The organism is Pseudomonas sp. RGM2987, from assembly GCF_022952855.1.
Taxonomy (GTDB): Bacteria; Pseudomonadota; Gammaproteobacteria; order Pseudomonadales; family Pseudomonadaceae; genus Aquipseudomonas.
In genome coordinates this window covers 1-21,555 of sequence record NZ_JALJDX010000197.1, presented here as the reverse complement: position 1 = coordinate 21,555, position 21,555 = coordinate 1, and the positions used below count along the sequence as shown (strand labels likewise).

Sequence of the window (21,555 nt, the reverse complement as noted above, 5' to 3'; positions counted from 1 at the left end):
GCGCGTGGTGCTTTGACTCACTGCGCACCCTACGACCTTTTTCTGGCGGTGGGGTGCGCTGGAGTCTTTCCTTCCTGCTAAAAAGGTATTTGGCATGTTCAATCAAAAGGTATTTGCACGCGTTCTGGGTGCCATTGCCCTGACTTCTTCCCTGGCATACGCGGCCGATGATGCGCGTTCAGCCATTCATATCAGCGCGAACATTCCGACCCAGCAGTTTCATGTGCAGCCCAGGGACCCGGAGTTCGGCAAGCATGAAGTCATGCGTTACGATCCTGTGACGAGTCAACTGAGCTTGGTGCGACAGACTTTCGACGTGAAAAATACCGAAGGGTCTGTGCATGCTTATCTCCCGGCTGGCCAGCCTGCGCTGACTAACGGCAGCAGCGATATTCCACTGCTCGTCAGGTTCAACAACGTCACCCTGACTTCCACGCCCAGGGAGGTGGTGGATGACCCGACCTCCACGCCAGGTACCCAGGCGGAGATGGTCATTCAGGCCTCGGCACTCCCGCTCCCCGGCCAGACCGGCTTATTCGTCGCCGACTTCACAGTGATCTTCGACGCCGTGCCTCGGGTGACGCCGTAATCCGCACGCCCCTCACCGGCGCGCCACCAACGGCTTGCACTGGGTATGGCTGCCCGGCTGCAAGTAGGGCGAGAGAAACGGCGCCATGCCTTTGAGCACCTGCACCGGCAAGGCCGAGGTGAATTTGAAGTTCTGCGCCGAGGCCCCCGGGACGTAGGCGGTGAGGGTGCCGAAATGGCTGTCGCCGATGTAGAAGACGAAGGTGGCGGTGCGGTTGATTGATTTGGAACTGAGGATCCGCCCACCGGCGCCGATGGCTTCGATGCGGTTGTCGCCGGTGCCAGTCTTGCCGCCCATGGCCAGCGGCGTACCGTCGTCCAGCTTGAAACTGCCGGCTACGCGTTTCGCGGTGCCGGCGTCCACCACCTGGGACAGCGCGCCGCGCAGGGCCCGGGCCACTTCCACCGGCATCACCCGCTTGCCGTTGTCGGGGTTGCTGACCAGCCGCGTTTCGTAGGGCGTGCCGACGGCAAAGTCGAGGCTGTCCACGCGCAGCGCCGGCTTGCGGATACCGTCGTTGAGAATGGTGCCTACCAGCTCCGCGAGCGCAGCAGGGCGGTCGCCCGAGCTGCCGATGGCGGTTGCCAGCGACGGCACCAGATGGTCGAACGGGTAGCCGACCTTCTGCCAGCGCTGATGAATGTCCAGGAACGCTTCGATCTCCAGCATGGTGCGGATGCGACTGTCGCGGGCGCTCTTGTGCCGGCTCTTGAACAACCAGCTGTAGACCTCCTGGCGCTCGAACTGGCTGGCCTTGACGATCTGGCTGAACTTGGCGTCGGGGTTGTTCAACAGGTAACCCATCAACCACAAGTCCAGCGGGTGGACCTTGGCGATGAAGCCCTGGTCCGGCAAATCGTAGGCGCCGGGGCCGTAGCTTTGATAGAGGCGTTCCAGGCGTTCGTCGGTGAGCTTTTCGCTGCTCTTGACCGACTTCAGGTGCGAGCGCACGAACAGATTGAAACTTTCCTGGCTGTCATTGGGAAAGAAGTAACGGTGCACGGCGGCCAGGCGGATGGCCGTGGGGTGCATGCTGTCGAGAAAGGTTTCCAGGCGTTGGGCGGTGTCCTTCTTCTGGTATTTCTTCCAGAACCTGAGCAGGAACGACGTGCCTTCGCGATCGGCGAACTGCGCCAGGTATTCCTGGCGCCGCGGGTCCTTGTCATCCTTGAGCAGTTCGGCGCTGTTATCGGGGCCGCCATAGGTGGCATAGCGCACCAGGTCGCGCATCAGGCGGATGAACGGCAGGTTGATCGACTCGCGCAGGGCGTCGCGCAAGGTGGGGTTGCGGCCGTTGTCTTCGTTGCGGAAGTTGTGGAAAGTGTGCAGCCCGCCACCGGTGAAAAACGCCTCGCCAGGGCTGGCTGAATAGGTGCGATCCAGCGCCGCCTCGAGCATTCTCGACAGGTCGCGGTCGCGGTCGCTGTTCTGGATCAGGTAATCCACAGCCCAGCGGGACAGGCGGTCCTGCTCGGCGATATCGGCTTTCTTCAGCTCGGCCGGGGTCTGCCGGGCATAGCGATCATGCAGCTCGGCGATGATTTGCAGATAGGTCGTGAGGACCCGCAATTTGGCGGTCGAGCCCAGCTCCAGCTTGCTGCCTTCGTTGATGTCGAAGGGCTGGTCGGTGCTGTCGGTCTGTACCCGCACCCGCGAGCCGTCGGGGGTCAGCTCCAGCAGCGTGAAGCTGTAGCGCACCTGAGTGGTGCTGGTGGGGGTCAGCAGGCGTTCACCCATCAGGCCGATCTCGGCGGCGAACGCCGGGTCGGCCAGGCGCTTGAGGTACTCGGTGGCTTGGGCCTGCAAGTCGCTTTGCAGGGTGCTGGTGGCGGACAGGTCCAGGCGATCGAGGTCGTACAGCGGCCGGTTGAGCAGCGTGGCGAGGCGACTGCGGGCGGCACTGATGCCTTTGTTGGTTTCGATGGGCTGGATCGTCGGCTGTTGCACCCAGTCGCGGTAACTGACCTTGCTCGCCAACGCGGCCTGGGCCATTGCACCGTCGATTACGCCGTTTTGCGCCAGCAGGCGGATGTGGCTGTCGGTCAGGCTCGCCAGTTCATCGTGGCCCTTGGTCAGGTAATGGGAAGGGCGGCGCTGGGCGATCATCAACGAGAGCATTTCCCGTAGTGCCAGGCCTTTTTCCGCCATGGCCTGTGGATCGGTGGCGTTGCTGAACAGCCGTTCGTTGGCCCGGTTGAAATCGGCCCCGTACCAGACCCGCAAGCCTTCGGCCATGCCATGCACTTCGCCATGCCCCGGTACGGCGGAGAGCGGCACGCTGTTGAGGTAGTCACGGACTACCCGCTGCCGCGCCTCGAGGGTCTGCGGACCGGCCTGGTAGGCGCGCACGCTGGCGGAAATCATCTGGCGGATCTTCTCCGAGCCAGACACCGTCAGGCCTTCGGGAGAATGGCGGTATTTTTCCAGCTGCGTCGCCAGCGTACTGCCGCCAGCGGACTGGCCCGGCAGGCTAAGCAGCTTGGCCACCTGCGACCACGCCGCCATACCGAAGCGCGGCCAGTCCACCGCCGGGTTTGCCAGCGGTTGCCTGGGGTCGAGCAGGAAGCGGTTCTCGATGAACAGCAGGCTTTGCACCACCACCGGCGGGATAGCCTCGAAACTCGAATACAGTTGCTGCGGGTACTTGAACTGGTACACCGGGGCGGCACGGCAATCGGTGATGGTCAGCCCGGCCTGGATTTTTTCCGCGTAGGGCACGAACAGGCCTTTCTCGACGTAGCCCATCAAGGCCGGCGAAAATCGGGCCTGGCTCTGGATCACGTAGTCGCGCTTGAGCAGGCGTGGCAGGAACTCGCCCAGGGAGCTGTAGCCCAGGCGCCGGTCGAACGGCCCTGCACCAGGGTAGACGATGGCATCGCTGGGGCCCGGTTGTACCGAATAGCCCAAGGATGAGGCGTACTTGCTGATCTCCTGGGCCTGGAACCGCGAGGTGCGCATTTCCTTGGCCACCGCCAGGCCGACCACCACCACGATAATCAGCAGCAACAACCAGAACGCCCGCCAGCCATGCCGTGCGCGACGATTTTTCTGGGGTGTAGGCGCTTCTTCCATACGTTCAGTCGGGACCACAGGTTTATTCGAATCGGTTTGCCACAAAGCGCCCATAGTCGACTGATCCATTCAAGCAGATTGATCGGACTTGCTTGAAGCTTAGACGGTGGTTGGCGTGGGGGGAGGGGAAATTGCCGGGCAACAAATCTCACTTGCTTGGTGCGCGCTCTGTGGCGAGGGGATTTATCCCCGCTCGACTGCGCAGCAGTCGCAAAAAAGAAGGACTGCTGCGCAGCCCAGCGGGGATAAATCCCCTCGCCACATAACCATTCACCATAGGCAGAATCTGCTTCACAGCCATTCAGCATCCCAGAGCGGGTAATCGCCGATTCGCTCCACTAACCCTGCGCGAAGCGGATTGGCAACGATGTAGCGAGCCGAGGGCAGCAGCTCTTCGTTATCACGAATCGCACGATCATGAAAACCGCTTTGCCAAAGCGACCCACAGGCCCCAGTTGTACTGTTGACGCTACGGGTGCATCGAGCCTTGGTGGCGCCTATGACACTGCTCAACTGACCATCGACCATTTGCAGCAACCAATGGAAGTGATCCGGCATTACAACCCAGGCTAAAGAGTTAACTTGTCCTGAATCATGGACACGTTTGAACTCTGCGACCAACAATCTCCCCACTCGCCAGTTAGCAAAAACAGGACGTCGCTGATGGATAACAGCTGTCACCAGATACGCGCGCCCGTGTTCCGAATAACGGCCTCGGCGCAGGCGATGTGAGTTGGGACGTGGATGCATTCCTTGCTTCCTTGAGAGGCGTTGAATGCAGCGTAGCTGCGGCTACGCTCGGTCGACGCTGGAAAGCCCGAGCGAATGTTCCGAAGCTTGTGTAGTACTTATGACGAAGCAGTGATCTGTGGCGAGGGGATTTATCCCCGCTGGGCTGCGCATCAGCCCCCCTCACTGCGAACTCAATCTGCCTGACACACCGGTTGTCTGCTTTTGATGGCTGCTGCGCAGCCCACGGGGATAAATCCCCTCGCCACAAGATGGCGGGCTCTCCGTTAGTTCACTGGATTTCCTGTAATCTCAGTCAATGCCTCTCCAAAAACAGCATTTTTGTTGAGGCTTTCCCCTGAATTAATCAGGTTTTACAGTTAATCTCTCTATCCCTGGCTTTCTATACTGCACGGCCCGCTGATCCTGCGCTGTTGTCCTACAGGACGGTCTGTCCACGAGACAGGCCCGGTTTCGGCAAGGTGGCAGGCTACCCGCTTGCGCCTTGGGAACTCGGTGGTTAATCCAATAACAAGACGAGGTTGTACCTATGCCTGTCGGCAATCATCTGCCCCATGGCGAGACCGCTCAGGGTGGTCCGCTCAAACGTGAACTTGGCGAGCGGCATATCCGCCTGATGGCGCTTGGCGCCTGTATCGGTGTCGGGCTGTTCCTCGGTTCGGCCAAGGCCATCGAGATGGCCGGCCCGGCGATCATGCTGTCGTACATCATCGGTGGCCTGGCGATTCTGGTGATCATGCGCGCCCTCGGCGAGATGGCGGTGCATAACCCGGTGGCCGGTTCGTTCAGCCGTTATGCCCAGGACTATCTGGGCCCGCTGGCCGGCTTCCTGACCGGCTGGAACTACTGGTTCCTGTGGCTGGTGACCTGCGTGGCGGAAATCACCGCCGTGGCGGTGTACATGGGCATCTGGTTCCCCGATGTGCCCCGCTGGATCTGGGCCCTGGCGGCGCTGGTCAGCATGGGGTCAATCAACCTGATCGCGGTCAAGGCTTTCGGTGAATTCGAGTTCTGGTTCGCCCTGATCAAGATCGTGACCATCATCGCGATGGTCATCGGCGGCATCGGCATCATTGCCTTCGGGTTCGGCAACGACGGCGTGGCCCTGGGCATTTCCAACCTCTGGACCCACGGCGGCTTCCTGCCCAACGGTGTTCAGGGCGTGTTGATGTCCCTGCAGATGGTGATGTTCGCCTACCTGGGCGTGGAGATGATCGGCCTGACCGCCGGTGAGGCGAAAAACCCGCAGAAAACCATCCCCAACGCCATCGGCTCGGTGTTCTGGCGGATCCTGCTGTTCTACGTCGGCGCGTTGTTCGTGATCCTGTCGATCTATCCATGGAATGAGATCGGCACCCAGGGCAGCCCCTTCGTGATGACCTTCGAGCGCCTGGGCATCAAGACGGCCGCCGGTATCATTAACTTCGTGGTGATCACTGCCGCGCTGTCGTCCTGCAACGGCGGGATCTTCAGCACCGGGCGGATGCTCTACAGCCTGGCGCAGAACGGCCAGGCCCCGGCCGGCTTCGCCAAGACCTCGGCCAACGGCGTGCCGCGCCGGGCATTGCTGCTGTCCATCGCCGCACTGCTGCTGGGCGTGCTGCTCAACTACCTGGTGCCGGAAAAAGTCTTCGTCTGGGTGACTTCCATCGCGACCTTCGGTGCGATCTGGACCTGGGTGATGATCCTGCTGGCCCAGCTCAAATTCCGCAAAAGCCTGAGCGTTTCCGAGCGAGCGGCATTGAAATACCGCATGTGGCTATACCCGGTCAGCTCGTACCTGGCCCTGGCCTTCCTGGTACTGGTGGTGGGGTTGATGGCGTACTTCCCGGATACCCGCGTGGCGCTGTATGTGGGGCCGGCGTTCCTGGTGCTGCTGACAGTGCTGTTTTATGCCTTCAAGTTGCAGCCGACCGGCGGGGGGCAGGGCGCGGTGCGTTCAGCTGTGTAGGTTACAAGCGGTGTAGAGCAAAGCCCCGGTCTAATAATCGGGGCTTTTTTGTGAGGTCGGCTTAGCGCCTTGTACTGCTTCTGTGGCGAGGGGATTTATCCCCGTTTCGACTGCGTAGCAGTCGCAAAAAGCAATGAGCACTTCCCGAAAGATAGCGAATGTTTCAAGAGGGCTGCTTCGCAGCCAACGGGGATAAATCCCCTCGCCACAGATAAACGCTTACCACAGGTCATCAAATAACGCGGCACCTGTAAGTTCTTACAGTAGACCGTCCAACCACCACCCCCTAGATTAAGTATCGCCTGAAGCACCGACACGTCGGGAGCATGCATGAATGCGATATGGAAAGCTTTCCTCACTTACGCATTGGTTGGGCTGGCCAATACGCTGATTCACTGGCAGGTATTTTTCGTGCTGCGGGTGGCTGTGGGCCTCAATCAGGCGACGAGCAATTTCGTTGCGTTCTGTGTGGCCGCCTCATTTTCCTTTTATGCCAATGCGCTTTATACCTTCGAGACCAGGCGCTCAGTAACCGGTTATGTGCTTTTCCTCAGCGTAATGGGTGCGCTCAGTTTTATCGTCGGTTATCTGGGGGACCGTTGGCAGGTTCACGGCTTACTGACGGTCGTGACATTTTCCGTAGTGAGCCTGGTGATTGGTTTTCTATTTTGCCGGTTCGTGGTGTTTCGCGAGCGTCGTACATGAAAGTCTCGTTGATCGTTCCGGTGTTCAACGAACAGCAGGCCATCGTTTTATTTTACGAAAGCGTTCGCCAGCATCCGGCGTTGAAAGAGCATGTCGTGGAAATTGTGTTCATCAACGATGGCAGCGACGACTTGACCGGTCCCTTGACCCGTAGCATCGCGCGGGCGGACGAACGGGTATTGTTGATTGAGTTCTCCCGCAACTTCGGTAAGGAACCGGCGCTGTTTGCCGGGCTTGAATACGCCAGCGGTGATGTGGTCGTGCCGATGGACGTGGATCTCCAGGACCCCATCGAGGTCATTCCCCGATTGATTGCCGAATGGGAAAAAGGCGCCGAAGTGGTGTTGGCCAAGCGCCGCGACCGCTCCTGCGACAGCTACCTCAAGCGCGGCGGTGCGACACTGTTCTACCGCCTGCTCAATCACATTGCATCCCCTCACATTGAACAGAACGTGGGGGATTTCCGCCTCATGGACCGCAAGGTCGTGGAAGTGATCAAAACCCTTCCCGAATACCAGTTATTCATGAAAGGCGTGTTGTCGTGGGCCGGTTTCACCGCTGTTGTCATCGAATACGACCGCCCCCGTCGCGCTGCCGGCCAGAGCAAGTTCAATGGCTGGAAATTATGGAACCTGGCGCTTGAAGGCATCACTTCGTTCAGCACGGTGCCGTTGCGGTTGTGGACTTATGTGGGCGGTTGCCTCTCGTTGGTTTCGCTGGCCTACGCCGCGTATCTGGTGCTGGGCAAGCTGCTCTTTGGCAACGACGTACCGGGTTACCCTTCGCTGATGACGGCGATTCTGTTTTTGGGTGGCGTGCAACTGATCGGTATTGGCGTGTTGGGTGAATACATCGGGAGGATTTATCTGGAAACCAAGCACCGGCCTCGGTATGTCATCAAGGCGATGATTCGGGGAGGGGCGAAGGCGCGGGATAAACCTATATGGGCAGCGGCGACCCGTGCAGATCCTGATTTCAAAGAGTCATGATTCATGAATGCTCTGCTTGCTTATCTGGATAACCCTGCCAATCGATATGTTGACCGCTGGGCCTTGGCGGCAGTGCTGGTTTTGGCTCTGGTCGTGAGGCTTCATGGCATCGCTGTACCCGCTATCTGGTATGACGAAGCGTTCAGTGTGCTGCTCGCAAGGCATGAACCCGGGGAGATCTGGTCGATTACAGCCCGAGACGTTCATCCACCTCTTTATTATCTGCTGCTGCATTATTGGATGATTCTGTGGGGGGACGGGGCCGGTGCCGTGAGGACCCTCAGTGCCATAGCGGACGTGGGTACAGTCTTGTCGAGCGTAAAGCTGATGAGCCTGATCGCCTCGCGAAGAGCGACCTGGATTGCGGCATTGCTATTGGCGTTGCTGCCCATCTCGGTTCGCTACAGCCAGGAAGCGCGCATGTACAGCTTGCTCGGGTTCTGGTTGATGGGCGCGACCGTCGCATTGGTATGTTGGGTAAAAAACAATAGAGCGAGGCGTTTCCCGTTTATCTATGGGCTGCTGATGAGCGCGGCTTTCTATACGCATTACTTCGCGGCACTGTGTGTACTCGTCCATTGGTTCTATTGGTGGTGGGGACGTCAGGGAGTTTTCAACGTCTTGTTACCTGTGCGTTCCTGGTTTCTGGTTAATGGTGCGATTGTGCTGTCATTCGTACCTTGGCTGCCTCATCTAATTGACCATATGACCGGTCGGTGGGGCGTTCAATGGATACCACCTGTCACTGCCGACGGAGTGTTCAGCCTGGTTTGGCAGTTCGTTGTAATGAATAACTGGGGAGCGCACTCGTTACTTCTGCGCTTGCTGCCCACCGTATTAGCCATTGTCTGTGCAGTCATGCTGGTTCAGAAAAGTGATCGACCGCATCGTTACAGTTGGCTGTTGATCGGCTATTTCTTTATTCCTGTTATCGTCCTTTCCTTGGTGGCGCTGGTAGTCCCGATATTCGTTCCTCGCTATGTGGCATTCGCAGCGGTCGGCCTGCCTTTGTTCGTTTCCATGGCGCTGGATGCAATGGCACGACGCAGCGCCCTGAGCTTGGCCTTGGCGATAATAGTGACCATCCAAGCGCAGGGCCTGCGAGCGGTGTATCAACAAGCGGATGGGGTGGGCAGTACCAGTTATCGTAACGAGTCAAGGCTTGATGGACTGGCGGCCGGGATCAGACAAGCTGCCCAGCCAGACGACGAAATCCTGGTTGGCTTTTTACTGCTGTACCTGCCATTCAGTTACTACAACCGTACAGGTATCCAACCGAAAATATTCACTCAGGAGGCTCGTTCCAGCACCGTGGATATTCTTGATCGCAACGGCTACGCCTTGATTCCTGCGCGTCTTAAAGAAAACGCTTTCACCGACCTGGAAAGAATGAAGAATCCGGGGCACAGGGTTTGGTGGATCACCTTCAACGAGGACGCCGTACCACTATCGAAAGAGGATTGGGAACACACCCTTACCCTGGCTGATGGAAATGTGGTTGCTTATCTGTTTATCCCTAAAGCGACAATCCGCTAAGCCACGGCCACCTCACTCGGCTCAAAGCTATCCGCCCGCGCCATCTGCCACATCCGCGAATAAAACGCCCCATTCACCTCACCCGTGAGCAATTCCCCAGGCTTCAAAAACACATGCAACTGCGAAAACAGCTTGATCTCGGTCGCAGACATCCGCCGTACCAGGTGCTTGGGTTGCAACTGCGATGGATGGTCGAGGCCGGCGGCGGCGAGCATTTCCGCCAGGGCCTTGAGGGTGTTGCGGTGGAAGTTGTAGACCCGCTGGGCCTTGTCCGGGACGACCAGGGCGCGTTGGCGCAGGGTGTCCTGGGTGGCGACGCCGGTGGGGCATTTGTTGGTGTGGCAGCTTTGGGACTGGATGCAGCCGATGGCGAACATGAAGCCACGGGCGGCGTTGGCCCAGTCGGCGCCGATGGCCAGGACGCTGGCGATGTCGAAGGCGCTGACGATTTTGCCGCTGGCGCCGAGCTTGATCTTGTCCCGCAGGTTCAGGCCCACCAGGGTGTTGTGCACGAACAACAGGCCCTCGCGCAAGGGCACGCCGATGTGGTCGGTGAACTCCACCGGCGCCGCGCCCGTGCCGCCTTCCTTGCCGTCGATGACGATGAAGTCAGGCAGGATGCCGGTCTCCAGCATGGCCTTGGCGATGCCCATGAATTCCCAGGGGTGGCCGAGGCAGAACTTGAAACCCACCGGTTTGCCGCCGGACAGTTCACGCAGCTGCTGGACGAATTGCATCAACTCCAGGGGGGTGGAAAACGCGCTATGGCGTGACGGTGAAACGCAATCCTCGCCCATGAGGATGCCACGGGTTTCGGCGATTTCCCGGGTGACTTTGTGCTTGGGCAGGATCCCGCCGTGGCCCGGCTTGGCGCCCTGGCTCATCTTGATTTCAATCATCCGCACCTGCGGGTTCTGCGCCTGGACGGCGAAGCGCTCCGGGTCGAAGCGCCCGTCACTGGTGCGACAGCCGAAATAGCCGCTCCCCAGTTCCCAGGTCAGGTCGCCGCCGTGTTCGCGGTGGTAAGGGCTGATGCTGCCCTCGCCGGTGTCATGGGCGAAGTTGCCGAGCTTGGCCCCTTGGTTCAATGCCCGGATCGCATTGGCGCTCAGAGAGCCGAAGCTCATCGCGGAGATGTTGAACACCGAAGCCGAGTATGGTTGGGTGCATTGCGGGCCGCCGACCGTCACGCGAAAACCGCTGGGGTCGCTCAAGGGGGCAGGGCGCATGGAGTGGCCGATGAATTCGAAGCCGGTCTGGTATACGTCGATCAAGGTGCCGAAGGGCTTGTCGGCGCTTTCATTCTTGGCCCGGGAATAGACGAGGGAGCGTTGTGCCCGGGAAAAAGGCAGGGCGTCGCTGTCGGATTCGAGCAGGTACTGGCGGATTTCCGGGCGGATACCTTCGACCAGATAGCGGATATTGCCCAGGATCGGATAGTTGCGCCGCACCGCGTGGCGGCTCTGCAACAGATCGAACAGCCCCAGCAGACTCAACAATCCGGTCACCAGCGTGATCGGCCAGAGCCAGTCGTGTTGCAGGAACGGCAGGCTGGCGAGGGTGAAGATCACACAGCCGGCAAAAAAGGCGTAACGGCTCAACAGCGACAGGCTCATACGGTTTCCTTGGGGTTGGACATCAGAGGGACACGCAGGCAGGGCATCCGGACATTCTGCGCTGGCAGCGAAACGGCGGGCAAGCCTGTGGCGAGGGGATTTATTCCAGAGAGGTACCCGACTTCTGATCGCGTATCACATGTCACCGTCCCCTGTGGCGAGGGGATTTATCCCCGCTGGGGTGCGAAGCAGCCCTCAAGCCAGCCGCCGCGGTGTGTCAGGGAAATTGCCTTCAGCTTTTTTGGGTCTGCTGCGCAGCCCAGCGGGAGCAAGCTCCCTCGCCACGGGGGGCAGTTCTGGGGCCGCCGGGTTGCGTTTCAGCCCGCCTGTTTCATCTGCCGCAACGGCAGTTCCACGCGGAAGGTGGTGCCGACGCCGACTTCGCTGCGGACGGTGATTTCGCCGTTGTGTTTTTTCACGATCCCGTAGGACAGCGACAGCCCCAGCCCTGTGCCCTGGCCGATGGGTTTGGTGGTGAAGAAAGGGTCGAAGATTTTTTGCAGGGTTTCCGGCGGGATGCCCGAGCCGTTGTCGGCGACTTCGATCCATACCATGTCTTCGCCGACGCCATTGCGCAAGGTGATGGTGCCGCGCTCGGGGCCGATGGCCTGGGCCGCGTTGACGATCAGGTTCATGATCACTTGGTTGATCTGCGATGGCAGGCATTCCACTTCCGGCAGCGGCGTGTATTCCTTGACCACGTCGGCCTTGTATTTGATTTCATTGGCGACGATGTTCAACGTCGAATCCATGCCCTGCTGCAGGTTTGCCATTTGCCATTCCTGGCTGGAGTCGACACGGGAGAAGTCCTTGAGGTCCTTGACGATCTGTCCGACCCGGGCGATGCCGTCCTTGGACTCCTTGATCAGCAGGGGAATGTCCTCCACCAGGAAGTCCAGTTCCACCTGTTCGCGCAGTTTCGTCAGGCGCATCAGCAGCTCCGGCGAGGCGATGGCTTCTTCGGCGCCGCCATAGGCGCTGAGCATTTCCTGGAGCTTGGCGAAGTAGCCGTCCAACGCCCCGAGGTTGGAGGAGATGAAGCCGATAGGGTTGTTGATTTCATGAGCCACCCCGGCCGCCAACTGGCCCAGCGAGGCGAGTTTTTCCGATTGCACCAGCTGGGTTTCCAGCATCTTGCGTTCGTCGATTTCCATCTGCAGCAGCTCGCTGGCCTGTTTGAACGCCTGGGTGCGCTGCTCCACCAGGTCCTCGAGCTTGCTCATTTTCAGTTGGGCGCGGGAGGTCATCTCCCATTTGGTGGTCAATGTGTTGGCCATCTGCTGGACTTCGATGTTGTCGAAGGGCTTCTTCAGGATCAGCAACCGGTCATGGCCGTTCAGGCGGTCGAGCAGTTCATCCCAGGAGTAATCCGAATACGCGGTGCAGACCACCACTTGCAGCAGCGGGTCGCGCTTCCACAGTTCTTCGATGGTCTTGGCCCCATCCCAGCCTTCGGGCATGCGCATGTCGACGAACGCCAGGGCGTAGGGGCGCCCCTTTGCCGCGGCGTCCAGCAATTTGTTCAGGCCTTCCTGCCCGCCATAGGCCGAGTCGAGTTCGAACACGGTGCCGACCGGCTTCGGGGCGTCGCCGAACAGCGCGCTTTCCATGTCCAGCAGGTCCGGGTTGCTGTCGTCCTCCGGGGTCAGGATCTTGCGGAAATCGTCATGAATGGCGGGCGTATCGTCGATCAACAGGATGCGTCGGTTACTCAGGCTATTCATTGCTCACCTTCTGCGAGTTTCAGGGGCAATTGCAGTTGGAACGTTGCCCCTTTGCCTGGCCCCTCACTGTGTACGGTGAGGTGGCCGTTCATTTCAATGGCCGCCAATGCGCAGCTGTGCAGGCCAAATCCGTGGCCTTCCTTACGGGTGGTAAAACCATGGGCGAAAATGCGCGTCATGTTCTCCTCGGGGATACCTTCGCCTTCGTCCTTGACGCTGATCTGCAAGGTTTCGCCGTTCACCACTTCGGCCCTGAGGGTCATGTTGCGCGCATGGTTGGACACCCCGCCCATGGCGTACTTGGCGTTGCTGATCAGGTTGATCAGGATCAGCAGCAAGCGGTGCTTGTCGCCCATGATTCGCGGCACTTCGCCGTATTCCTTGATCACCGTAACATGATGGCGGGTCAGCGCGCCGGAGTTCATGCGCAACGCGTCTTCGAGCAATTCGCTGACCACCAGCGGTTCCAGCAGGCTGTTGGCGCCGGCGTAGGACTGCTGCGTGGAGACGATGTCCTTGATGTGGTCCACGCTTTTGCTCAGTTGGGCCAGCTCTTCGATCAGCCCCTGCTGCTCCACCGCAATGGCGTCAACCAGCTGATTGAGGTAGCCGGGCAGCAGTTTGCCTTTGTCGTCCTCGGTGAGGAAATGCCCCAGGTCGTGGGGGTGTTCATTGATCAGTTGCATCGCCTTGCTCAGGCCTACCGATTTGCTGCTGCGCAGCTTACGGCTGACAAGGTCGGCGGAGATGTTCACACTGTTGAGCACGTTGCCGACGTTGTGCAGCACGTTGGTCGCGATCTCCGCCATGCCGGCCTGACGGGCGGTGTCCATCAGTTCACTCTGGGTGTCCTTGAGCTGGCGGGTACGCTCTTCGACCCGTTGCTCCAGTTCATCGTTGGCGGTCAGCAGGGCATTGTTGACCCGTTTGATCTCGCCGAAACTGCGAATCAGGCGCACCGCCAGCCAGATCAATATCAGCACCAGTAATGTGGCGAATACCAGCAGGTAGACATGATTGCGCTGGTATTGGCTGGCGGCGATTTCCTGGTCCTTCTCCAGGAGGTCGCTGATCGCATCCAGGTGATCGGACACCGGGACCGCTTCGATGCCCTCCAGCAATTCATTGACCCGTGGCTGTTCGCGCAGGATCAGGGCGATGTGCCGGCTCAGGATATCGACCGAGTCATGCAGCCCCTTGGGCAGTCGCTCCTTGTTCACATCCAGACGGTTCAGGCCCAGCAGCACTTCGGCGGCGATTTCGCGGGTGGTGAGCTGGGCAAATTCCATGCTGCTGAGCAGCAGGTCGTAAGTGTCGATGGCGACACTTTGCAGTTTCAGTTTTTCCTCGTCGGACAGTTGGGCGAACTGGGCCTGGATGTCGTCCTCGGCGGTGGGCAGGAAGGCCAGCGAGTTGCGCAAAATCGCGTTGCGCGACTTGAACTGTTCCACCAGGCGGGTCTTGTCCTTGACCGCCTTGAGGTACTCCTCGCGCAGGCTTTCCCAGCGCGAGGCTGCATGGCGACCCGGTTCCGACTCGATGGCGTCGAGGCGCTGCCACAGCCGCGTCGTCTCGTGCAGGGGCGATACCAGTGGATCGTAGTTGTGGCTCAGGGCGATACGCGACTTGAGCACTTCGTTGTCCCAGATGGCGTCCTGTTGCTTGAGCAGGCGGATCAGGTCCCGGGATTCAATGTACGAGGCGGCCTGTTGCGCGCCGGAGTTGACGTACATGAACAGCAGGACCGAAGCCAGCAGCAGGCCGATGAAGGCAAGACCGAGGCGGCGTAGAGCTGTCATTGGGGCTTGCCCTCCCATTCGCCGGTCAGAGTCTTGAGGAATTCGACGATCAGTTGCGTATCGTTTTTCTGCGGCTCACGCCCCAACTGGTACTTGAACATCACTTCCACCGCATTCTCCAGGGTGGGTGCGGAGCCTTTGTGGAAATAGGGGGCGGTCATCGCGACGTTACGCAGGCTCGGCACCTTGAAAACCTGGCGGTCCGCTTCATCGCCGGTGACATTGAAACGACCCTCGTCGGCCCGGGTCGGATTGCCCCGGTCGGCAATGTAGTCGCCCATCACGCCGAATTTCTGGAACATGTTGCCGCCAATGTTCACGCCCTGGTGGCAGGCGATGCAGCCGTACTCCTTGAAGCGCTGGTAGCCGAATTTTTCCCGGGGCGTGAGGATGTCGGTATTGCCCAACAGGTACTGGTCAAAGCGCGAATTGGGGGTTTGCAGGGTGCGTTCATAGTCGGCCAGGGCACCCTGGATATTGGGCGCGGTCACCCCGTCGGGGTAGGCCGCCTTGAAATCCTTGGCGTAGCCCGGGTCATCGGCGATGCGCTTGACCACCGACTCCCAGGTGCTGCCCATTTCCGTCGGGCTGATGACCACCAGGTGCGCCTGTTCTTCCAGGGTCTCGACGCGGCCGTCCCAGAACTGATGGAAGTTCAGGCTGGCATTGAGCACGGTAGGCGTATTGACCTCCAGCAGCTTGCCGTCGATGCCCGTGGAAAACTGTTTGTCGTCGGCCCCGCCCTTGTCCAGGCGATGGCAACTGGCGCAGGACAAGGTGTTATTGACCGACAGCCGTGGGTCATTGAACAGGCGCAGGCCCAGTTGAACACGCTTGGAGTCCAGGGCCGGAATAGGGGGGAGCGGTTTGAGCGGTTCGTCCAGTGGCGCTGCGCGAGCAGCCACGCTCACCCCCACGAACAGGCCCAGAGCCAGTAACAGTCCAGATGAGGCCATCGGATGCTTCCTTGAATCTTTTGGTTGAGGGTACTTGGCGGTTCACGAAAACAGCTACTGGCGTTGCTCCCACTCGGTCACCCATTGGGCGAAGGCTTGCGGCTCCACCGCCTTGCTGAAGTAGTAGCCCTGGGCTTCCTCGCACTGGTGGCGCTTGAGGAACTCCAACTGCTCAAGGGTTTCCACGCCTTCGGCAATGATGTGCAGGTTCAGGCTCCTGCCCAGGCTGATGATGGTGCTCACCAGCTTGGCGTCGTTGCTGTCGATGCTCAGGTCGCCGACGAACGATTGGTCGATCTTCAACACATCCACTGGAAATTTCTGCAGATAGCTCAGGCTCGAATAGCCGGTGCCGAAATCATCGATGGCCAGCCGTATCCCCAGTTGCTTGATCGCCTTGAGGATCGCGACGGTGGTGTCGATGTTCTGCATCAGCACGCTTTCGGTGATCTCCAGTTCTAACTGTGTCGGATCCAGTCCGGTTTCCTTGAGGGTACGGGCGATGCCTTCGACGAAACCGCGCTGGCGAAAATCGATGGTCGAGACATTCACCGACAGGTACAGCGGGCGCATGCCCTGGGCTTGCCATTTGACGGCCTGTTGACAAGCCTCCTGGAGCACCCATTGGCTCAGCGGCACGATCAATCCGCTGTCCTCGGCCACCGGGATGAAGTCCGACGGGAAGACCAGCCCTTGGTCCGGCCGGTTCCAGCGCACCAGCGCCTCGGCGCCGACCACCCTGCCACTGGTGAGGTCGAGCTTGGGTTGATAATGCAGCACGAATTCCTTGCGTTGCAGGGCCAGGCGCAAGCCGGACTCGAGGGTCTGCTGCTGGCGTGCCCGGCGGTTCATGTCTTCGGTGAAAAACCGGTAGTCGTTGGGGCCGGTTTCCTTGACGTTGCGCATCGCCGTCTCGGCTTTCTTGATCAGCGCCACGGCGTCGAAGCCGTCGACCGGGTACACGCTGACCCCCAGGCTCGCGGTGACGGTCAAGTCATGGCCGTCGATCGGTTGCGGGGAGCTGATGGCCGCCAGTAGTTTTTCCGCCACGCCCTTGGTCTGCTGCGGGTCGGTGATGTCCCCCAGCACCACGACGAATTCATCGGAGCCGTAGCGAAACACCGAGTCGGATTCACGCACGACGGTTGCCAGCGTGCGGGCCACGCGCTTGAGCATTTCATCGCCCACCGGATGCCCCAGCGCATTGTTGATGCGCTTGAAGCGGTCCAGGCCGATGAACATCACCGCCAGTTGCCGGTCGTGGCGCCGGCACTGGGCCATGGCCTGGGTCAGGCGGTCGCCCAGCAACATGCTGTTGGGCAGTTCGGTGAGCACGTCGTATTGCAGCAGGTGAGAAACCTTGAGCAACTCCTGGACGCGTTCTTCGATCGTACGCTCCAGGCTGCGCATCTTGCGTGCGGCGTCCTGGGCCAGCTGCCATTTCCAGGTCATGGCGCTGGCCATCTGGCGGATTTCCAGGGTGTCGAACGGTTTCTTGAGGATCAGCAATTGATCGTCGAACTCGATCCGTTCCGACATGGTTTCCCAGGTGTAGTCCGAGAACGCCGTGCACAGGGCAATTTGCAGCCGGGGGTCGGCCTCCCACAGTTTCTCGATGGTTTGCAGGCCGTCCCAGCCCGGCGGCATGCGCATGTCGGCGAACACCAGGGCGTAGGGTTGACCTTCGGCCTGGGCGCGCTTGACCAGTTCCAGCGCCTCCTCACCCTGATAGGCCGAGTCGATCTGGAATTGCAGCCGGCTGACCTGCGGGGTGCCGAACAGCAGGCTCTCGGTGTCGTCCAGCGACGCATCGTTACCGGCGCTGGGGCTGAGAATCTTGCGAAAATCCTGGTGGATCGCCGGGGTGTCGTCCACCACCAGGATTCGTCTGTTCGCAGGGACCGACAAAGGGTTCATGGGCTGCTCTCCGATAGCTCGCTCGCCGGTCGGGTCCAGTGGTCGGTGACCGGAACGATGGTGCCGGCCTTGAGCAGTTCAGCTGCCTGGCCGCTGTCCACCACGGTGCTGAAGTAATGCCCCTGGGCCTGCATTGACCCACCGCTGGACATCAGCGTGGAGCGTTGCTCCTGGGTTTCGACGCCTTCGGCGATGATCCCGATGCCCACGTCCCGAGCGAAGTTGATGATTGCCCGCAGGGTCGTGGCGTTCTCCGGGTCGGCGTTGGCGCTGTCGAGGAACCGCTGGGCGAGCTTGAGGTGGTTGACCCGGTAGGTCTTGAGGTAATCGAACGAGGAATACTCGGTGCCGAAGTCGTCGATGGCGATCTGTACCCCCAGTTCACACAGGCGCGGCAGCACGTCGTTGTGGGTCCACTTGGTCTGGGCCAGGGTCGCTTCGGTGACGTCGAAGCGCAGGTCCCAGGGCGCCAGTTCCCAGCGGGCGGTGGTGCGCAGCACGTCGTAGATCAGTTCCGGGCCGGTCTTGAGCTGGGTCAGCGACAGGTCGAGCGCAATCACCGGTGGCGCCATGCCCTGGTCGCGCCATTGGCGCATCTGTTGGCAGGCCTGGTCCAGCACCCAGTGGCCGAGAGGGATGATGATCCCGCTTTTCTCGGCCGCCGGCATGAACGACGCTGGCTCCAGCCAACCTTGCTCGGGGTGTTTCCAGCGTACCTGCACGCCCATGCCGAGAATCCTGCCGGTGCCCAGGTCGACTTCCGGCAGGTAATGCAAGTGCAGCTCCTGGTTCTCGATGGCCCGGCGCAGATCGTTGGCCAGGGCGACCCGGTCCGTGACCTCCTGGTTAATTTCCTCGTTATGGAAGTGGTACTGGTTGCGACCCTTTTCCTTGGAGCGGTACAGGGCCATGTCGGACTGCGCCATCAGGCTGTCGGCGCTCACGCTTTGCGGGGTGTACAGGGCAATGCCGATGCTCACCGAGATCCGCACGTCGTTGCCGTCCAGGGAGTAGGGCGCCACGAGGGTGTCGCGGATCTTGGCCGCCAGCGCCGCGCACTGGGTCGCTTCATGCACGTCCAGTTGCAGGATGGCAAACTCATCACCGCCCAGGCGCGCCACCACGTCGTTTTCCCGGGTGCAGCCCTTGATGCGCGCGGCGACTTCCTGCAACAGCAGGTCGCCGATGGGGTGGCCGAGGGTGTCGTTGATCCGCTTGAAGTGGTCCAGGTCCAGGTAAAACATGGCGAACGGCGCCGCGCCCCGGCGGGCACCGGCAAAGGCCTGGTGCAAGCGCTCGATCATCGTTGCGCGGTTGGCCAGGCCGGTCAGGCCGTCGGTGCGGGCCAGCAGGGCGATTTTTTCCTCGGCCAGCTTGCGCTCGGTGATGTCGAGGATGATCCCTTCCACCTCCAGCAGCAGGCCGTGCTCGTTGCGCACCGGAATGTAGCGGTTCTCCACCCAGCGGAACGCGCCGTCGCCGGTGCGCATGCGGAACTCGATGGACGCGCCCGCGGTGTCGCGGTCCAGCACCCGGACCATGGCTTCGTCGACCTTGCCCTGGTCATCGGGGTGGATCAGGATCTGCGCCCAGTCCGGCGCGTTGATCAATTGCGCCGCGACATGGCCGAACTTGGTGATGTTGTGGGAGATGTACATCAACGGGAACGGCGGCTCGCCCCGCAGGCGATAGAGGATGGTCGGGCTGTTCTGCACAATGATATTGGCGTCGGCCAACTCCCGGGTACGCTCCTCGACGGCGCGTTCGAGCATGTCCATTTTCAGCGCCGCGTCTTCGGTCATCTGCCATTTGACCGTCAGGGCACTGGCCATCTGGCGGATCTCGATGGCATCGAAGGGTTTTTTCAGGATCAGCAGCCGGTCGCCCAGTTCGAGGCGCTCGCTGATGTCTTCCCAGGAATAATCCGAATAGGCCGTGCACAGCGCCACTTGCAGCTTGGGGTCGACGCGCCACAGCCGTTCGATGGTTTCCAGGCCGTCCCAGCCCGGCGGCATGCGCATGTCGATGAAGGCCATGGCAAAGGGTTGGCCCTGGGCCAGCGCGGTCTCTACCTTGTTCAAGGCTTCCATTCCCTGGAACGCCGAGTCGAGCACGAAACTCTGGCTGGCGACGGCCACCGGCGCACCGAACAACGCTTCTTCGGCGCTGCTCAGGCTGTCTTCGGTGACAGCCCCGGGACTGAGGATCTTGCGGAAATCCTCATGGATGGTCGCGGTGTCGTCGACGATCAGGATCCGCCGATTGGTCTTATCCATCGGCAGGCTCATGGCCGTGCACCGTCGCGATGCGGACTACGGAACCGTGGGTACATCTGATATCCCTTTCGCTGGCATGAGTACTCTGGCCTGTACATGGCCCTTCATGGGGTACAGCATAGTCGTCCCATACGGATGCGCTCGGTCAGTGATGGCAAATGTGTCTAAATTTTCGCAATCTACTAGCCTGTACTTTGGGGGTACGGTAGAACAGTTGTGGTCTATAGGAGGGGGTAGCAATGGAAGATCAATCGCCGGACGTTCCGGTAAAGAAGCCCACGGTGCTGTTGGTCGACGACGAAGAGTCGATTCTCAATAGCCTGCGCCGGTTATTGCGCAGCCAGCCGTACGAGATCCTGCTGGCCGACAGCGGTGCCAAGGCCCTGGAAATCCTCAAGGAGCGGCCCGTCGACCTGGTGATGACCGATGCGCGCATGCCCAACATGGACGGCGCCACGCTGCTGGCGCAGATTCGCCAACTGTATCCGTCGACCCTGCGCATCCTGCTCACCGGCTACGCCGATGTGGACATGATGACCAAGGCCATCAACGAGGGGCAACTCTACCGCTACCTCAGCAAACCCTGGAACGACGAAGAGCTGGTACAGGCCTTGCGCCAGGCCCTGGCTCACCAGCATTCCGAAAGCGAGCGCCAGCGCCTCGAAGCACTGAACCGCGAGCAGAACCAGCAACTCAAGACCCTCAACGCTACCCTGGAAAAACGCGTGGCCTCGCGCACCTCCGAGTTGCAGCAGACCGCCGATATGCTTGACCTGGCCTACGATGAGCTCAAGCGCAGCTACGTGACCAGTACCGAAGTGTTCTCCCTGATCGCCAACCTGCGCCTGCCCAAGGCCAAGCAGACCAACCGGCAGATCATCGAGCTGATCCGGGTCTACAGCCGGTTGCACTTTCTTGACGAGTCCACCGACCGCGACCTGACCATGGCCGCGGCGTTGTACAACATCGGCAAGCTGAGCTGGACCGACAACATGATGGTCACCCCGGCCGACCTGCTGCACCACACTGAGCTGGAGCTGTATCGCGCCTACCCCAAGCAGAGCGAGTCGCTGCTGATGACCCTGGATCCGATGAAAGATGCGGCGCGGATCATCCGGCATCACCAGGAGCGTTGGGATGGCAGCGGTTTCCCCGAGCACCTGAAGGGCGATGCGATCCCGTTCGGTTCGCGGCTGTTGAAACTGGCGGTGGACTTCATCGAGTTGCAGCGCGGGCTGATCCTCGAACGGCAGATGAACAGTGACGAGGCACTGGTCTACATCCGCAAATACGCCGGCAAGCTGTACGACCCGGACATGATCGAGGACTTCATCAAGGCCTGCGGTGAATACCTGGAAGACGTGACCCTGTCGGACCCGACGGTCAAGGTCATGACGACCCGCGAGCTGGGGGCCGGCATGGTCCTGGCGCGCAACCTCAACGCCGACAACGGCATGCTCCTGCTCAACGCCGGCAAGGTCCTGAGCGGTCCGCTGGTGGAAAAGCTCATCGCCTTCGAAGCGATGGAAGGAGCCCGGTACAGCGTGTTCGTCAAGATCCCCGAGGAAGAAGCCGACCCCTTGGCGCCCAAGCCGATATTGGGGTGAACGCAGCTCAACCTGTGGGAGCGGGCTTGCTCGCGAAGGCGGTGTGTCAGGGAATACATCATTAACTG

General features: G+C 60.5%; 14 protein-coding genes. 6 read left to right on the top strand and 8 right to left on the bottom strand.

Annotation, left to right across the window (positions count from 1 at the left end):
• Positions 1 to 94: 94 nt before the first annotated feature.
• A complete protein-coding gene (locus tag RGM2987_RS14680) occupies positions 95 to 589 on the top strand; it encodes a CS1 type fimbrial major subunit (protein WP_245142368.1) in 495 nt (164 codons plus the stop codon).
• Between the two features lie 12 nt (positions 590 to 601).
• Here the strand turns inward: RGM2987_RS14680 and RGM2987_RS14675 are convergent, their stop codons facing one another.
• Both RGM2987_RS14675 and RGM2987_RS14670 read right to left on the bottom strand, forming a co-directional pair.
• Positions 602 to 3,715: a transglycosylase domain-containing protein gene (locus RGM2987_RS14675; protein ID WP_245142365.1), complete on the bottom strand. Its 3,114-nt coding sequence runs from the start codon at positions 3,713 to 3,715 to the stop codon at positions 602 to 604.
• A gap of 237 nt (positions 3,716 to 3,952) precedes the next feature.
• The gene (locus tag RGM2987_RS14670; protein ID WP_245142363.1) at positions 3,953 to 4,411 is read right to left on the bottom strand and encodes a transposase; all 459 of its coding nucleotides are present in this window, start codon (positions 4,409 to 4,411) and stop codon (positions 3,953 to 3,955) included.
• Between the two features lie 529 nt (positions 4,412 to 4,940).
• Between RGM2987_RS14670 and RGM2987_RS14665 the strand changes: the two genes are divergently transcribed.
• From RGM2987_RS14665 to RGM2987_RS14650, 4 genes are all read left to right on the top strand, one after another.
• On the top strand, positions 4,941 to 6,362 hold the full coding sequence (locus RGM2987_RS14665) for an amino acid permease (protein ID WP_245142361.1): 1,422 nt from the start codon (positions 4,941 to 4,943) through the stop codon (positions 6,360 to 6,362).
• Positions 6,363 to 6,692: 330 nt separating this feature from the next.
• Positions 6,693 to 7,067, top strand: a complete 375-nt coding sequence (locus RGM2987_RS14660; RefSeq protein ID WP_245142357.1) for a GtrA family protein — start codon at positions 6,693 to 6,695, stop codon at positions 7,065 to 7,067.
• Positions 7,064 to 8,056 carry a glycosyltransferase family 2 protein gene (locus RGM2987_RS14655; protein ID WP_245142354.1) on the top strand — a complete coding sequence of 331 codons (993 nt, stop codon included), beginning with the start codon at positions 7,064 to 7,066 and terminating at the stop codon, positions 8,054 to 8,056. The genes RGM2987_RS14660 and RGM2987_RS14655 overlap by 4 nt, the downstream gene beginning before the upstream one ends.
• A gap of 3 nt (positions 8,057 to 8,059) precedes the next feature.
• On the top strand, positions 8,060 to 9,592 hold the full coding sequence (locus RGM2987_RS14650) for a glycosyltransferase family 39 protein (RefSeq protein WP_245142352.1): 1,533 nt from the start codon (positions 8,060 to 8,062) through the stop codon (positions 9,590 to 9,592).
• On the opposite strand, the gene RGM2987_RS14645 is transcribed toward RGM2987_RS14650, so the two are convergent.
• The 6 genes from RGM2987_RS14645 to RGM2987_RS14620 all read right to left on the bottom strand — a co-directional run bounded on the left by RGM2987_RS14645 (position 9,589) and on the right by RGM2987_RS14620 (position 19,892).
• Positions 9,589 to 11,208 (bottom strand): FMN-binding glutamate synthase family protein, encoded by a 1,620-nt coding sequence (locus RGM2987_RS14645; protein ID WP_245142349.1) that lies wholly within the window; start codon positions 11,206 to 11,208, stop codon positions 9,589 to 9,591. The two genes, RGM2987_RS14650 and RGM2987_RS14645, sit on opposite strands and share 4 nt — an antisense overlap.
• A gap of 317 nt (positions 11,209 to 11,525) precedes the next feature.
• Entirely contained in the window at positions 11,526 to 12,932 is a 1,407-nt protein-coding gene (locus RGM2987_RS14640) for an ATP-binding protein (RefSeq protein ID WP_245142348.1), read from the bottom strand.
• Positions 12,929 to 14,731: a DAHL domain-containing protein gene (locus tag RGM2987_RS14635; RefSeq protein WP_245142346.1), complete on the bottom strand. Its 1,803-nt coding sequence runs from the start codon at positions 14,729 to 14,731 to the stop codon at positions 12,929 to 12,931. The genes RGM2987_RS14640 and RGM2987_RS14635 overlap by 4 nt, the downstream gene beginning before the upstream one ends.
• Entirely contained in the window at positions 14,728 to 15,687 is a 960-nt protein-coding gene (locus RGM2987_RS14630) for a cytochrome c peroxidase (RefSeq protein ID WP_245142343.1), read from the bottom strand. The genes RGM2987_RS14635 and RGM2987_RS14630 overlap by 4 nt, the downstream gene beginning before the upstream one ends.
• Positions 15,688 to 15,741: 54 nt before the next feature.
• Entirely contained in the window at positions 15,742 to 17,604 is a 1,863-nt protein-coding gene (locus RGM2987_RS14625; protein WP_245142341.1) for a GGDEF and EAL domain-containing protein, read from the bottom strand.
• Positions 17,601 to 19,892 (bottom strand): EAL domain-containing protein, encoded by a 2,292-nt coding sequence (locus RGM2987_RS14620; RefSeq protein ID WP_245142338.1) that lies wholly within the window; start codon positions 19,890 to 19,892, stop codon positions 17,601 to 17,603. Before RGM2987_RS14620 ends, RGM2987_RS14625 begins: the two co-directional genes overlap by 4 nt.
• Positions 19,893 to 20,119: 227 nt before the next feature.
• Here RGM2987_RS14620 and RGM2987_RS14615 point away from each other — a divergent pair, with 227 nt between their 5' ends.
• The gene (locus RGM2987_RS14615) at positions 20,120 to 21,487 is read left to right on the top strand and encodes an HD domain-containing phosphohydrolase (protein WP_245142336.1); all 1,368 of its coding nucleotides are present in this window, start codon (positions 20,120 to 20,122) and stop codon (positions 21,485 to 21,487) included.
• Positions 21,488 to 21,555: the final 68 nt, after the last annotated feature.

Bases quoted from the DNA above. Each gene is read 5' to 3' on its own strand.
- RGM2987_RS14645 (WP_245142349.1), bottom strand. From the start codon at position 11,208: ATGAGCCTGTCGCTGTTGAGCCGTTACGCCTTTTTTGCCGGCTGTGTG.
- RGM2987_RS14665 (WP_245142361.1), top strand. From the start codon at position 4,941: ATGCCTGTCGGCAATCATCTGCCCCATGGCGAGACCGCTCAGGGTGGT.
- RGM2987_RS14675 (WP_245142365.1), bottom strand. From the start codon at position 3,715: ATGGGCGCTTTGTGGCAAACCGATTCGAATAAACCTGTGGTCCCGACT.
- RGM2987_RS14680 (WP_245142368.1), top strand. From the start codon at position 95: ATGTTCAATCAAAAGGTATTTGCACGCGTTCTGGGTGCCATTGCCCTG.
- RGM2987_RS14670 (WP_245142363.1), bottom strand. From the start codon at position 4,411: ATGCATCCACGTCCCAACTCACATCGCCTGCGCCGAGGCCGTTATTCG.
- RGM2987_RS14620 (WP_245142338.1), bottom strand. From the start codon at position 19,892: ATGAGCCTGCCGATGGATAAGACCAATCGGCGGATCCTGATCGTCGAC.
- RGM2987_RS14655 (WP_245142354.1), top strand. From the start codon at position 7,064: ATGAAAGTCTCGTTGATCGTTCCGGTGTTCAACGAACAGCAGGCCATC.
- RGM2987_RS14650 (WP_245142352.1), top strand. From the start codon at position 8,060: ATGAATGCTCTGCTTGCTTATCTGGATAACCCTGCCAATCGATATGTT.
- RGM2987_RS14615 (WP_245142336.1), top strand. From the start codon at position 20,120: ATGGAAGATCAATCGCCGGACGTTCCGGTAAAGAAGCCCACGGTGCTG.
- RGM2987_RS14640 (WP_245142348.1), bottom strand. From the start codon at position 12,932: ATGAATAGCCTGAGTAACCGACGCATCCTGTTGATCGACGATACGCCC.
- RGM2987_RS14660 (WP_245142357.1), top strand. From the start codon at position 6,693: ATGAATGCGATATGGAAAGCTTTCCTCACTTACGCATTGGTTGGGCTG.
- RGM2987_RS14635 (WP_245142346.1), bottom strand. From the start codon at position 14,731: ATGACAGCTCTACGCCGCCTCGGTCTTGCCTTCATCGGCCTGCTGCTG.
- RGM2987_RS14630 (WP_245142343.1), bottom strand. From the start codon at position 15,687: ATGGCCTCATCTGGACTGTTACTGGCTCTGGGCCTGTTCGTGGGGGTG.
- RGM2987_RS14625 (WP_245142341.1), bottom strand. From the start codon at position 17,604: ATGAACCCTTTGTCGGTCCCTGCGAACAGACGAATCCTGGTGGTGGAC.